This window comes from Klebsiella sp. P1954 (assembly GCF_018199955.1).
GTDB lineage: Bacteria > Pseudomonadota > Gammaproteobacteria > Enterobacterales > Enterobacteriaceae > Klebsiella > Klebsiella pneumoniae.
In genome coordinates, this window is record NZ_CP073373.1 from 290,428 (window position 1) to 303,090 (window position 12,663).

11 protein-coding genes are annotated in these 12,663 nt (G+C 53.9%); 8 read left to right on the forward strand and 3 right to left on the reverse strand.

The features are described 5' to 3' along the window. The first annotated feature begins 8 nt into the window (after positions 1-8). Together KB890_RS01470 and KB890_RS01475 are read left to right on the forward strand one after the other, a co-directional pair. A complete protein-coding gene (locus KB890_RS01470) occupies positions 9-854 on the forward strand; it encodes a BtpA/SgcQ family protein (RefSeq protein WP_004179896.1) in 846 nt (281 codons plus the stop codon). Then, complete coding sequence (locus KB890_RS01475) at positions 854-1,498, forward strand: TenA family protein (RefSeq protein WP_002904912.1); 645 nt, start codon at positions 854-856, stop codon at positions 1,496-1,498. Before KB890_RS01470 ends, KB890_RS01475 begins: the two co-directional genes overlap by 1 nt. Positions 1,499-1,550: 52 nt before the next feature. Here KB890_RS01475 and KB890_RS01480 read toward each other — a convergent pair whose 3' ends face one another. Then, complete coding sequence (locus tag KB890_RS01480) at positions 1,551-2,423, reverse strand: alpha/beta hydrolase family protein (protein ID WP_004151646.1); 873 nt, start codon at positions 2,421-2,423, stop codon at positions 1,551-1,553. Positions 2,424-2,876: 453 nt separating this feature from the next. Here KB890_RS01480 and lysM point away from each other — a divergent pair, with 453 nt between their 5' ends. Further along, the gene (gene lysM / locus KB890_RS01485) at positions 2,877-3,326 is read left to right on the forward strand and encodes a peptidoglycan-binding protein LysM (RefSeq protein ID WP_004179893.1); all 450 of its coding nucleotides are present in this window, start codon (positions 2,877-2,879) and stop codon (positions 3,324-3,326) included. Positions 3,327-3,459: 133 nt separating this feature from the next. On the opposite strand, the gene pgtP is transcribed toward lysM, so the two are convergent. Then, on the reverse strand, positions 3,460-4,851 hold the full coding sequence (gene pgtP, locus KB890_RS01490) for a phosphoglycerate transporter PgtP (RefSeq protein ID WP_004179891.1): 1,392 nt from the start codon (positions 4,849-4,851) through the stop codon (positions 3,460-3,462). A 405-nt stretch (positions 4,852-5,256) separates the two neighbouring features. On the opposite strand from pgtP, the gene pgtC reads away from it, so the two are divergent. The 4 genes from pgtC to KB890_RS01510 all read left to right on the forward strand — a co-directional run bounded on the left by pgtC (position 5,257) and on the right by KB890_RS01510 (position 10,369). After that, positions 5,257-6,477, forward strand: coding sequence for a phosphoglycerate transport regulator PgtC (gene pgtC, locus KB890_RS01495; protein WP_004179889.1), 1,221 nt, complete (start codon positions 5,257-5,259; stop codon positions 6,475-6,477). 11 nt (positions 6,478-6,488) lie between these two features. Beyond that, a complete protein-coding gene (gene pgtB / locus KB890_RS01500) occupies positions 6,489-8,483 on the forward strand; it encodes a two-component system sensor histidine kinase PgtB (RefSeq protein WP_004176164.1) in 1,995 nt (664 codons plus the stop codon). Further along, positions 8,473-9,723, forward strand: a complete 1,251-nt coding sequence (gene pgtA, locus KB890_RS01505; protein WP_004179886.1) for a two-component system response regulator PgtA — start codon at positions 8,473-8,475, stop codon at positions 9,721-9,723. The genes pgtB and pgtA overlap by 11 nt, the downstream gene beginning before the upstream one ends. Positions 9,724-9,850: 127 nt before the next feature. After that, positions 9,851-10,369 carry a GrpB family protein gene (locus KB890_RS01510; RefSeq protein ID WP_004179884.1) on the forward strand — a complete coding sequence of 173 codons (519 nt, stop codon included), beginning with the start codon at positions 9,851-9,853 and terminating at the stop codon, positions 10,367-10,369. A gap of 181 nt (positions 10,370-10,550) precedes the next feature. Here the strand turns inward: KB890_RS01510 and KB890_RS01515 are convergent, their stop codons facing one another. After that, positions 10,551-11,459: a LysR family transcriptional regulator gene (locus KB890_RS01515; RefSeq protein ID WP_004179874.1), complete on the reverse strand. Its 909-nt coding sequence runs from the start codon at positions 11,457-11,459 to the stop codon at positions 10,551-10,553. A gap of 216 nt (positions 11,460-11,675) precedes the next feature. Here KB890_RS01515 and KB890_RS01520 point away from each other — a divergent pair, with 216 nt between their 5' ends. Next, positions 11,676-12,662, forward strand: coding sequence for an aldo/keto reductase (locus tag KB890_RS01520; protein ID WP_004179872.1), 987 nt, complete (start codon positions 11,676-11,678; stop codon positions 12,660-12,662). Position 12,663 lies beyond the last annotated feature (1 nt).

Below are 12,663 nucleotides of genomic sequence, written 5' to 3' on the forward strand. Positions count from 1 at the left end.
TGGATAAGATGGTTGCTATCTCAGCAGAAAAAACGAATGCAATACAAGCTATTTTTTCACGAAGCAAGGCTGTTATTGGTGTTATTCATTGCGACCCATTTCCTGGCACGCCAAAATATCGAGGAAAATCAGTCTCGGATATTGTTGAACGTGCGCTTCGCGATGCTGAAAATTATATTTCAGGCGGTGTTCATGGTCTGATTATTGAAAATCATGGCGATATTCCTTTCTCTAAACCTGAGGATATCGGCCATGAAACCTCAGCGCTGATGGCGGTCATTACCGAGAAAGTTCGTGAACGTTTTGCTGTGCCGCTGGGCATTAACGTTCTGGCTAACGCGGCGATCCCGGCAATGGCGATCGCCCTGGCGGGAGGCGCCGATTTCGTCCGCGTAAACCAGTGGGCCAACGCCTATATCGCCAACGAAGGATTTATAGAAGGGGCGGCCGCTAAGACGCTGCGATACCGCAGTATGCTGCGCGCTGAACATATTCGCGTTTTTGCCGATAGCCACGTTAAGCACGGTAGCCATGCCATTGTCGCCGATCGTTCGATTCAGGAACTGACGCGCGATGTCGATTTCTTCGAGGCTGACGCGGTGATCGCCACCGGCCAGCGTACGGGCGATAGCGCCACGATGGCGGAAATTGACGAGATCCGCGCGGCGACGGAACTACCGCTGCTGGTGGGCTCCGGGGTGACACCGGCTAACGTGAAGCAGATCCTCGGGCGGACTCAGGGGGTCATTGTGGCCAGTACAATGAAGGTCGATGGCGTCTGGTGGAACGATGTTGAGCTGGCCCGGGTGAAACATTTTATGTCGGTCGCGCAGGCCGCGCTGGAGGAAGCTTAATGGAAGCGTTTAGCGAACGCCTTCTGCGCGAGCATCAACCGGCGTGGCAGGCGATGCAGCAGCACCCGTTTGTGACTGATATCGAACAGGATCGTCTGCCGACAGTCGTCTTCAACCGCTATCTGGTGTTTGAGGGCAACTTTGTCGCGACGGCAATCGCGATTTTTGCCCTCGGGGTCAGCAAAGCGCCGGGTATTCAACAGCAGCGCTGGCTGATTGGCGTGCTGAATGCCCTGGTTGATATACAGATCGCGTGGTTTGAACAGGTGTTGTCAGCGCGGCAGATCGATCCCGCTGAGTACCCGGATGATTTGCCCGGGGTACGGCGCTTTCGCGACGGTATGCTGCGGACCGCCCACGAGGGCAGCTATGAGCAGATTGTGACCCTGATGTTCGGTGCGGAATGGATGTACTATTTTTGGTGCCGACGGGCGAGCGAACATTATCAGAGCGATGCTGATTTACGACGCTGGGTGGAAATGCACGCGGAGGACGAATTTTATCAGCAGGCTCTCTGGCTAAAAAACGAACTCGACCGCTGCGCCATGGCGCTGAGTGAAGACGAAAAGCAGGCGTTATCGGCGCTTTACGGCGAGGTGCTGCAGTGGGAAATTGATTTCCATCACGCGGCGTACGAGGAGTAGCCGCGAGGTGAAGAACAGGAGGCGCCGGAAGCGGCGTCTCCTGAAATATTGCTCAGGTCGTCCGCCTCTTATCCGGGCAATGTCTCTCCAGCCATTGTGCGACGAGGGGCCATAATTTCTCCGCATTCCGGGTACGAAAGAAGCCCATATGACCAATGGATGAAAGTCCGTAATCCGCCCGCCGTATTTCACGGCGTTCTATTTTTGCGTTTTGCGCTGGAGCAAGCAGGCGTGAGATGGCTTCTGTATTAGCCCAGGGGTCGTCATCAAAACCCAACACCAGAATAGGTAAGGTTATCTTTCCTGCCCGCTGACGCGCATCCCACTCCGGGTCGTCATAGAAATATTCAGGCATCGCGCTCCAGCGTCCCCACTGAAGCATCGCCGGAGCCGGTAAATCTTCACCCAGCCCGAGACGTCTGGCTGGCATATACCCAAAGAGCCGGCAAAGTGCCGGCCCCAAAACGCGCAGTAAGCACCATACTCGCAGCTTTTCCTTCGTTTGGCTGATAGTGCTTGTCACGCCTGCGTGTGAGGCAACCATGACGGCGGCTCGCAGGTCGGTGGAGGCGGAAGATAACAGCACGGCATGCCCGCCAATACTGTGCCCAATCGCCAGCAGGGTAAGGCCAGGGGCTCGGGCTTTCGCCCACGCGGTGATGCATCCGACGTCCTGCTCGATCCAGTCGGACATGGTGTTTTTGTTGTGACGGACTCTCCCGGACTTCGAAAGACCAGTGCCCCGGTAATCATAAGTAATGACACTAAACCCCCTTTTATAAAGGTATTCAGCGAATCCTTTATAAAATCCCTGTACAACGGCCGTCGCCGGGTGAACGATCACCAATGCTTTGGCTTTGTGTCTTTGCCAGAGCGTGGCGGCGACAAAGCCGCCCTGGCTTACGGGGATGATGACAGATTCCATGAGTCTCGCCTTGTGTGGTCATACCAGTTTAACCTGGATTTACTGTAGCTGCTGCGGCAGAAATCAGCGAATGTTTTTGAGACGATCTCAGTAAGAAAAACGTCCTGAAAGCATTGGCGACCAGAATCAGGAGCCCTCAGGCGGGGTGCCAACTCCCAGCCTGCCATTTAAGGTCCCATATCCTTTCACAATCAATCAGCCTCTGCGCCAGGTGCCTTGTGTTCGGGGGGATAATGTCCGCTTTAGTTTCGTGTCGCCTTGCCGGAATACAGACTTTCCTGCCATACCATGGCAAATTTCCTGCACTTTGACGCTCATTGATTATACTTTGATGGTGGCTTGTGCTGCTTCAGGCTGTTGACGCGAGGGCGGGTAGCAAAACCAGCCCCCTGACATTGGATCAACGGGTCCGATGATGATGTGATCATGTAACCGTCGTGGAGGTATGGAAAGATGGGATTATTAAATTTTGTGAAAGAAGCGGGTGAGAAAATATGGGATGCCGTCTCCGGCGACAGTAAAGAAGATCGGGCCGATAAGCTGAAAAAACATATCGATGGACTTAATCTGCCTGGCGCCGAAAAGGTCAATATTGATGTTGCGGAAGATGGCACCGCAACGGTCACTGGTGATGTCGCTTCGCAGGAGGATAAGGAAAAAATTCTGGTAGCGGTCGGGAATGTCACTGGCGTAGGCCAGGTCAGTGACGGCGTTAAGGTGACGCAAAGCGGGGCGGAAAGTCGTTTTTACACGGTCAAATCCGGTGACACTCTGAGCGCAATCTCAAAAGCGATGTATGGCTCGGCCAATGATTATCAACGTATTTTTGAAGCCAATAAACCGATGCTGACCCATCCCGACAAAATCTATCCGGGTCAGGTGCTGATTATCCCGGCGAAGTAGGCCACTCAGCAGCAACATCAGTGATGGCAGGAATACTTGCTTTATACCGCTGTCGGAAGCCGCCGCGGACATCTATTCCTCTCTCAACGACAAAAGAGCCAGCTTGCTGGCTCTTTTACCGGGGTTCAGGCGCTTACTGTGCGTCAGCCAGTGCCAGTCGGGCCTCTTCCTGCTCGGTGATTTTACGCTGTTGCTCAAGTTCCAGCGCGCCGCGATGAGAGAGGTAGCAGAAGAGTATGCAGCAGACGATCCCGCCCATCAGCAGATAGAACCCGCCGTGCCAGCCCATTTTATCGACCATTACGCCGAACAGGCTGGTGCCTAACGATGCGCCAAAGATATAGCTCATAAATCCGCGCAGACCCACGGCTGAACCGACGGCAAAGCTGGGGACGATTTCCATGGTCTGGACCGAGGCCAGAAACTGCGGGACATAAATAAGGCAGCCCACAATTGCCGCGAATACCGTGACCATCAGTAGCGATTCGCTTTTCCAGTAGCCGATCAGACAGATGAAGATTAGCGTCATACAGATTATGGCTAACGGCATCCGGCGCCCTTTAAACAGCTTGTCGGAGAGCCAGCCGGCCAGCAGAGTAGACGGAATCGCCGCCCACTCAAAAAACAGGAATGCGACGCTCATTTGTTCTTTGGAAAAATGTTTCACCGTCAGCAGGTAAATTGGCAGCCAGCTGATCATGCCGAAACGCACCATATAGACAAACACATCCACAAAGGAGACATACCAGGCGTTTTTGTTACACAGTACGTAGGTACAGAAGATCTGAAATGCGCTCATGTGCTCCGGCGCTTTCTGGCCGTGTTTGGTCTTCAGCACCACTTTCTCTTCCGGCATCATCTCTGCCAGCGAAGGCAGACCTTCCTCGCGCGGCGAACCCTTACCCAGCACCAGTACGCTAATGGCGAATACCACCGCCACGCAGGCCGGTACAATGTAACTGGCGCTCTGCCAGTGCTCGGTGCCGAGAATGGCGAATGCGGCGCCGACGATCGGGGCGACAATTCCGCCGCCGACGTTATGGGAAATGTTCCAGAACGCCCCTACGCGGCCACGCTCACGGCGCGGGAACCAGTTCGCAATAGTAATAAAAGAGGGGCCGACCCCCATACCCTGAAACAGGCCGTTCAGGACAACCAGCGCAGCGAAGACCCAGAATGCGGTACTGAATCCTAACCCGACGTTGACGATGGCGCACAGCACCAGGCCACAGGCCATAAAGACTTTCGGGCTGGCTTTATCCGCGAGGCTGCTCATTACGCCTTTACTGATCCCGTAGGCGATGAGCATACAGCTGCTGAGCAAACCGATCTGCGTGGCGCTGAGGTCTAACTGTTCTTTCAGATAGGGCGTGGATAAGGTGAAGTTATTGCGCACGATATAGTACGCCAGGTATCCCAGAAATACGCTTAGCAGCGCCTGCATACGGTATCGACCATAGGTTGCCTGAATTTTCTCAGCAGGAACTTTATTCGCCGACGGGCCTTTTTTTAATAATGATAACATGTCGTCACCTGTATTTATATTGATATGAACATCAGGAGTAATTACCCCGAAGGGTGAAATAAGCGGCTAAAAAATTCAAATCGTAGAAATGAGTCAAAATTGACTCAAAATAATGCAGGGACGGGTTGTTTTTGACCCATCTGGCATGAGCGAGATTTTGCGCAATTAATTTTGCGCTGATTTTATGTCCGGCTTGTGCGGACACTAACAAATTGCCTAATCATTATCTGGTAATCTTTCCCGATATTCCCGGACGCCCGTTTGACTATTTTTCCGCTCGCGGCGATTAATTCACCAGATGTCATAAACGGGTAAGTTTTGTCTCAACGCGGTTTTTACGGTATTTCAATATTTATGAACGGGATCACAAACATATTTCTTCGTGGGGTCAGGATAGTGAGCAAAATGCTCGCGCTGCTGCTGCTGACCGCATGGCTGAGACCCTGTGCGGCGCAAAGCAATGAGCTGGTGATGGCGACGACATTTTCTCCCAGCGCCACCGTGTGGATTATCGATCGCTGGCAGAAAGAGCCAGGGTCGGTGATGATAAGGACGCTCAACCGCACCAGCGCCTCGCTGGAACAGTTGCTTGATACGGCAAATGCCGAAAATGTCGATCTGATCCTGACTTCGTCACCGATGCTGCTGCAGCATCTTCAGGAGCATCAAAAACTGGCGCCGTTCAGCGGTGCGCCGGCAGTCAGCCAACATCTGGTGCCGGAATCCATTCGCTCCACCTCCGTGGCCGTGGCGATCTCCGGGTTCGGTTTGCTGATGAATCGCTCGGCACTGATGACCCGGCATCTGCCTGCGCCAGCGGACTGGGATGACCTGACCGATCCCCGTTATCAGGGGGCGCTGCTGATGAGCAGTCCGTCGCGTTCGGATACCAACCATCTGATGGTGGAGTCGCTGCTGCAACAAAAAGGCTGGATTAAAGGATGGGAAACGCTGTTGACGACGGCGGGAAACCTCGTGACCATTTCATCCCGTAGCTTTGGGGTGGCAGATAAGATTAAAAGCGGCCTGGGCGTGGCTGGTCCGGTGATTGATAATTACGCCAATCTGCTGCTGTACGATCCGCACCTGGCTTTTAGCTATTTCCCCCAGTCGGCGGTTTCGCCGACCTATGTCGCAGTGCTTAAAAACAGCCAGCACGCCAGCGAAGCGCGGCGGTTTATTCGCTATCTGTTAAGTCCGGAGGGCCAGACGATCCTCGCCGACGCTAATACCGGGAAGTATCCGGTAACACCGCTGGCGCCAGGCAATCCACGGGCGGCGCAGCAGGCGATGCTGATGAATCAACCGCCATTAAACTATCGATTGATCCTCAAACGTCAGCGTTTGGTTCAGCGGATGTTTGATACGGCGATTAGCTTTCGTCTTGCCCAGCTCAAAGACGCCTGGCGAGCGCTGCATAGCGCGGAGGTCCGTCTTAAGCGTCCGCTGCCCGAGATACGGGCGCTGCTCACCCGTGTCCCGGTGGATCCGGCCAGCAGCGAGGATGAAGCCTGGCTGGCTCACTTCGACAACAAAAGTTTTGCGGAACAGCAGATGATGGAGTGGCAGCTCTGGTTTCTCAACAACCAGCGGCAGGCGATTACTAAACTGGAAGAACTGAAATGACGGACAGGTCCATGCTGCAACGCCTGCGGCAAATCAGTATCAGTAGCAGTCTGCGCGGGGCATTTCTGACGGGGGCGCTGCTTACGCTGATTGTCAGCAGCGTAAGCCTCTATTCCTGGCATGAACAAAGTTCGCAGATCCGCTATTCGCTGGATGAGTATTTTCCGCGCATCCATGCGGCTTTTCTGATTGAAGGGAATCTCAACCTGGTGGTCGATCAGCTCAATGAATTTCTGCTGGCGCCAAATACCACGGTACGACTGCAGCTGCGCAACCAGATTATCCAGCATCTGGACAAAATAGAACGGCTAAGTCAGGGGTTGTCGCCGGCAGAACGCCAGCAGTTGGGGGTGATATTGCAGGACAGCCGCGCGCTGCTGGCGGAACTGGATCGCGTGCTCTACAACATGTTTCTGGTTCGTGAAAAGGTGGGAGAGCTTGCGGCGCGGATCGACTGGCTGCACGATGATTTCACCACCGAGCTGAATTCGCTGGTGCAGGATTTTACCTGGCAACAGGGAACGCTGCTCGATCAGATTGAAGCCCGACAGGGGGATGCGAGGCAGTATCTGAAACGCGCCCGGGAAGTGCAGAACGAACAGCAGCAGGTCTATACCCTGGCTCGTATTGAAAATCAGATCGTTGACGACCTGCGCGACAGGCTCAATGAACTGAAATCCGGGAATGATGACGGCATGCTGGTGGAGACGCATATCCGCTATCTTGAAAACCTGAAAAAAACGGCGGATGAAAATATCCGTGCGCTGGATGACTGGCCGAGCACCATTACCCTGCGACAAACGATTGATGAGCTGCTGGAAATTGGCATGGTGAAAAATAATATGCCGGATACCATGCGCGACTATGTTAGCGCGCAAAAAGCGCTCGTGGAAGCCAGCCGGTCCAGAGAAGCGACGCTGGGGCGCTTCAGAACGCTGCTGGAAGCCCAGCTTGGCAGCAGTCACCAGCAGATGCAGATGTTTAATCAGCGTATGGCGCAGATTGTCCGGGTCAGCGGCGGGTTAATCCTGGTGGCGACCTTGCTGGCGCTGCTGCTGGCATGGGGGCTAAACCATTATTTTATTCGCTCGCGGCTGGTGAAACGCTTTACCGCGCTGAATCAGGCGGTGGTGCAGATTGGTCTGGGCCGGACCGAGGCGACCATTCCGGTTTACGGGCGCGACGAGCTGGGACGTATTGCCGGTTTGCTTCGTCATACCCTGGGTCAGCTTAATGCGCAAAAACAGCAGCTGGAACAGGAGATTGGCGAGCGAAAAGCGATTGAGGCCGATCTGCGCGCCACGCAGGACGAGCTGATCCAGACCGCTAAACTGGCGGTGGTGGGACAGACGATGACCACCCTGGCGCATGAGATTAATCAGCCGCTGAACGCGCTGTCGATGTATCTTTTTACGGCGGGAAGGGCGATCGAACAGGGACAGGCGGAGCAGGCGCGGACGACGTTAAGCAAAGCAGAAGGGCTGATCAACCGCATTGACGCGATTATCCGCTCCCTGCGCCAGTTTACCCGCCGCGCAGAACTGGAAACGCCGCTGCATCCGGTCGATTTGCGTCAGACGTTTACCGTGGCGTGGGAACTGCTGGCGATGCGTCATAAGCCTCAGCAGGGGACGCTGGTGATACCGGATGACACTGTCTGGATCCAGGGGGACGAAGTGCGCGTCCATCAGGTGCTGGTGAACGTGCTGTCCAATGCCCTCGACGCCTGCCCGCACGCCGCGCAAATCACCGTGAGCTGGCAAATCCAGGGCGGAAGGCTGTGCGTGTTGATTGCCGATAACGGCCCTGGCTGGCCTGCGGCCTTACTCCCTTCGCTGTTAAAGCCGTTCACTACCAGTAAAACCGTGGGGCTCGGAATAGGGCTTTCGATATGTGTTTCGCTGATGACGCAAATGGAAGGGGCGTTGCGCCTGGCGTCGACCTTTACACGCAGTGCCTGCGTGGTGCTGGAATTCAATTTGACGGATGTAAAAGATGTTGAGTAATAACTGTTCGATTCTGCTGATTGACGATGATGCCGATGTGCTGGATGCCTATACGCAGCTGCTTGAGCAAGCGGGGTATCATGTCAGTGCCTGTAATAATCCGTTTGATGCGCGGGAGCAGGTGCCGAAGGACTGGCCCGGCATCGTTTTAAGCGATGTCTGCATGCCCGGCTGCTCCGGTATCGATTTAATGACGTTGTTTCATCAGGAGGACGATCTGCTGCCGATTCTGCTTATCACCGGTCACGGCGATGTGCCGATGGCGGTGGAGGCGGTGAAAAAAGGGGCCTGGGATTTCCTGCAAAAGCCGATCGATCCGGGCAAACTGCTCACGCTGGTGGACGCCGCGCTGCGTCAGAGGCAATCGGTTATCGCCCGTCGCCAGTATTGTCAGCAAAAATTACAGGTTGAGCTTATTGGCCGCAGCCAATGGACGGTTCGGTATCGCCAGCGCCTTCAGCAGCTGGCAGAAACGGATATTGCGGTATGGCTTTACGGCGAGCCGGGAACCGGCCGCATGACCGGCGCGCGTTACCTGCACCAGTTAGGACGGCACGCTGAAGGTCCGTTTATTGCCTGCGAGCTGACTCCGGCTAACGCCCATACGCTTAATGAACTGATCGCCCAGGCCCAGGGCGGAACGCTGGTCTTAAGTCACCCCGAGCATCTGACTCACGAGCAACAGCATCAGCTGGTACAGCTGCAGAGTCATGAGAAGCGGCCTTTTCGCCTGATTGGTATCGGTAGCGCTTCGCTGGTGGAGTTGGCCGCCAGCAGCCAGATAGTGGCGGAACTCTATTACTGCTTTGCGATGACGCAAATTGGCTGCCAGCCTCTGTCAAAGCGACCTGATGATATCGAGCCGCTGTTTCATCACTATTTGCAAAAAACCTGTCAACGGCTGAATCATTCCGTCCCGGAGGTGGATGCTGGTCTGTTGAAGGGGATGATGCGCCGGGTGTGGCCAAATAACGTTCGCGAACTGGCGAACGCCGCCGAGTTGTTTGCAGTAGGGGTATTACCACTCGCAGAAACGGTTAATCCGCTGATGCACATTGGCGAGCCGACGCCGCTGGATCAGCGGGTTGAGGACGTCGAACGGCAGATCATCACCGAAGCGCTGAATATCCACCAGGGACGTATTAATGAGGTGGCGGAGTATCTGCTGATACCGCGTAAAAAACTTTATCTCAGAATGAAGAAGTATGGTCTGAATAAAGAGCACTACAAAGGGGTTTAGGGCATCTTGTCAGACGATGGTTGAAAATTATGAGGACAGATACAGATTATAAATGCCTTCAAGTCAGCAGAGGCGATTTATGTTATTGTGACTGCTTAAATTTCCTTAAAAGGTGTGACTGTTGAACATGCGAATATTGACTGTAGTTGATTATGATGAGATGTGGCCGGCTTTATTTGAGAACGAACGTACTCTGTTGCAGATGACGCTTGGTAAAGTGATATCCCGGATTCATCATATTGGTAGCACCTCGGTGCCTGGATTATCAGCTAAGCCAGTAATAGATATATTAATCGAAGTTGCTAATCTTGAAGAACTGGACAGTTTGAATCAGGCAATGGAGGGTGTAGGATATACTGTGCGTGGTGAAAACGGCATTTTAAATCGTAGGTACTTTACAAAAGGTGGAAGTCAGCGTAGTCATCATATCCATGCGTTTACCACCGGGGATGCTCAAATCATAAAACACCTGGCATTCCGTGATTACCTTATTAAACACAATGACGTAGCCATTCAGTACGCTTTAATGAAAAAAAACGCGATGTTATTATGTGAAAATGACAGCCACCGATACAGCATTTATAAAGCGGATTTCATTCAGAAACATCTTCGTATGGCGCTTATTGATGCGGGTCACCTGGGCTAGCCTTCAAATAAACTACAACCCATGTTTTTTTTGTAATTTTTCACAGCGTTACCTCTTGTTTCTCCATTATTAGCAAACAGCACGCCTTGCAGACTCCCTGCGGCTTCCTGCAACTGAGCATTCTGAATAAGCGACGGGGCGATAAAGCCGATAACGCATCGTTCAGTATGGAGGCACTATTTCACAACCCCAGCGGCCTGGCCTCCTGTATGAACTCAATCAGAAGGCGAAGCCCGGTCGGCAATTGCCGGCGGCTTGAATAATAGATATGAAAACCTTCCTCTAGTGGGGACCATTCCGTAAGCACCAGACGGAGCCGTCCATCCTTGACATAGGGTGCAACAAGAGGCTCCGGAAAATACATCAGGCCAGCCCCGCCCAATACGGCCACCAGACCCGTTTCGGCATGATTGACCGTCACTGAGCCTGGCACTGTCATTTGGTATGTTTCGCCGTCTCGCGTAAGTTCCCAGCGATAAACCCGATCGTCACCGAGACGATTGCTGATGCAGCGATGGTGTAATAAATCATCCGGATGTTCAGGCGTTCCGTAGCGTTCCAGGTAATCAGGGGAGGCCGCGATAACCCAGCGAATATCGGCAGATAAACGCCGGGCAACCATGTCCTCCGGGACGGTGCCACCATAGCGGATGCCGGCATCGAAGCCCGCATCAGTCACGTCAACCATTCGGTTGCTGGCCACAATATCGATTTCAATATCGGGATAGCGATCCATAAAAGCGGGCATGACCGGCGCAAGCAAAAGATTTGCCGCTTCAACGGCTGCATTGATGCGGATACGTCCGGTAGGGGTATTGCGATACCGGTTAAGCGATTCAAGCGCGCCTTCTATGGTGTCGAAAGGCTGAAGAACAGACTGAACCAGTTCCTCACCAGCTGCCGTAGGGGTGACGCTCTTGGTCGTGCGATTAAGCAGGCGAACTCCGAGCCGGGTTTCCAGTCCCTTCAGGGCATGACTCAGCGCTGATGCACTGACGCCTAATTCAATTGCCGCACGGCTGAAGCTGCGATGACGTGCAATCGCCATGAAATAAATAAGATCGGCAACATCAGCTCTGCTTATTTGCATACAGAAAAGTTTTCCTTATGCGGCGTTAAAACCCGAATGCGTTGATGAAGAAATGATATACACCTTAGACCGATTAGGGCTAATCCATTGCTGAATTTTTTTCACAAGTCCATTCATGCACGTCCACTCACTGTACACGTTGTGCTTCGTTATTCTTGAAAATCATGCGCTCTGGCTGGTAGGCCAGGGCGGAACACTCATCTAACGGAGCCGTTTATGAACTATACGCATCTTGGCCGCACCGGCCTGAAAGTCAGCCGCCTTTGTCTCGGAACCATGAATTTTGGTGACGTCACCGACGAGAAGACCAGCGCCCGCATTCTGGATGAGGCGCTTGAGGCGGGTATCAATTTCATTGATACAGCAGACGTGTATGGCACTGAACAATCTCCCGATATCCAGCAAGGCTCGGGGCTGTCCGAGGAAATTATTGGTCGCTGGCTTCAGCAGGGTGGCCGCCGTGAACGCATCGTTCTGGCGACAAAAGTCTATCAGCCTATGGGACCGGGCCCGAACGATCGCCGGCTTTCTGCGTATCATATTCGCAAGGCCTGCGAGGACAGTTTGCGACGGCTTAATACCGACCATATTGACGTCTATCAGATGCATCACATCGATCGCCATACGCCGTGGGAAGAGATCTGGCAGGCCATGGAACTGCTTGTTCAGCAGGGAAAGGTTCTTTATATCGGTAGCAGCAATTTCGCGGGCTGGGACATTGCGACTGCGCAGTCAGTCGCCACGGCCCGTCATTTCCTGGGCCTGGTCGCCGAGCAAAGTCTTTATAATCTGACAGCCCGCACCATTGAGCTGGAGGTCATTCCCGCATGCCGCCATTTTGGCCTGGGGTTGATCCCCTGGAGCCCGCTTGCCGGAGGGCTGCTTGGCGGCGTACTGAAAAAGATGGCAAGCGGGCGCCGTGCCAGGCCCGCGTTTGCCCGTCTAATCGAACAGTATCGTCCGCAGCTGGAAGCCTACGAGGGATTATGTGAGGACCTCGGCGAAACCCCCTCCGATGTGGCCCTGGCGTGGCTCCTGCAGAATCCTGTCGTTACCGCTCCACTGATTGGGCCTCGTACGGTCGAACAACTCCAGCAGGCGCTTCACGCAACGACAGTCACGCTATCAGACGACACCATGAGCTGTCTCGACGAAATCTGGCCCGGCCCCGGGGGAGAAGCGCCCCAGGCTTATGCCTGGTAAT

Excerpts from the sequence above, each read along its gene's own strand:
- KB890_RS01470 (WP_004179896.1), top strand. The coding sequence starts at position 9 with ATGGTTGCTATCTCAGCAGAAAAAACGAATGCAATACAAGCTATTTTT.
- KB890_RS01475 (WP_002904912.1), top strand. The coding sequence starts at position 854 with ATGGAAGCGTTTAGCGAACGCCTTCTGCGCGAGCATCAACCGGCGTGG.
- KB890_RS01480 (WP_004151646.1), bottom strand. The coding sequence starts at position 2,423 with ATGGAATCTGTCATCATCCCCGTAAGCCAGGGCGGCTTTGTCGCCGCC.
- lysM (WP_004179893.1), top strand. The coding sequence starts at position 2,877 with ATGGGATTATTAAATTTTGTGAAAGAAGCGGGTGAGAAAATATGGGAT.
- pgtP (WP_004179891.1), bottom strand. The coding sequence starts at position 4,851 with ATGTTATCATTATTAAAAAAAGGCCCGTCGGCGAATAAAGTTCCTGCT.
- pgtC (WP_004179889.1), top strand. The coding sequence starts at position 5,257 with ATGCTCGCGCTGCTGCTGCTGACCGCATGGCTGAGACCCTGTGCGGCG.
- pgtB (WP_004176164.1), top strand. The coding sequence starts at position 6,489 with ATGCTGCAACGCCTGCGGCAAATCAGTATCAGTAGCAGTCTGCGCGGG.
- pgtA (WP_004179886.1), top strand. The coding sequence starts at position 8,473 with ATGTTGAGTAATAACTGTTCGATTCTGCTGATTGACGATGATGCCGAT.
- KB890_RS01510 (WP_004179884.1), top strand. The coding sequence starts at position 9,851 with ATGCGAATATTGACTGTAGTTGATTATGATGAGATGTGGCCGGCTTTA.
- KB890_RS01515 (WP_004179874.1), bottom strand. The coding sequence starts at position 11,459 with ATGCAAATAAGCAGAGCTGATGTTGCCGATCTTATTTATTTCATGGCG.
- KB890_RS01520 (WP_004179872.1), top strand. The coding sequence starts at position 11,676 with ATGAACTATACGCATCTTGGCCGCACCGGCCTGAAAGTCAGCCGCCTT.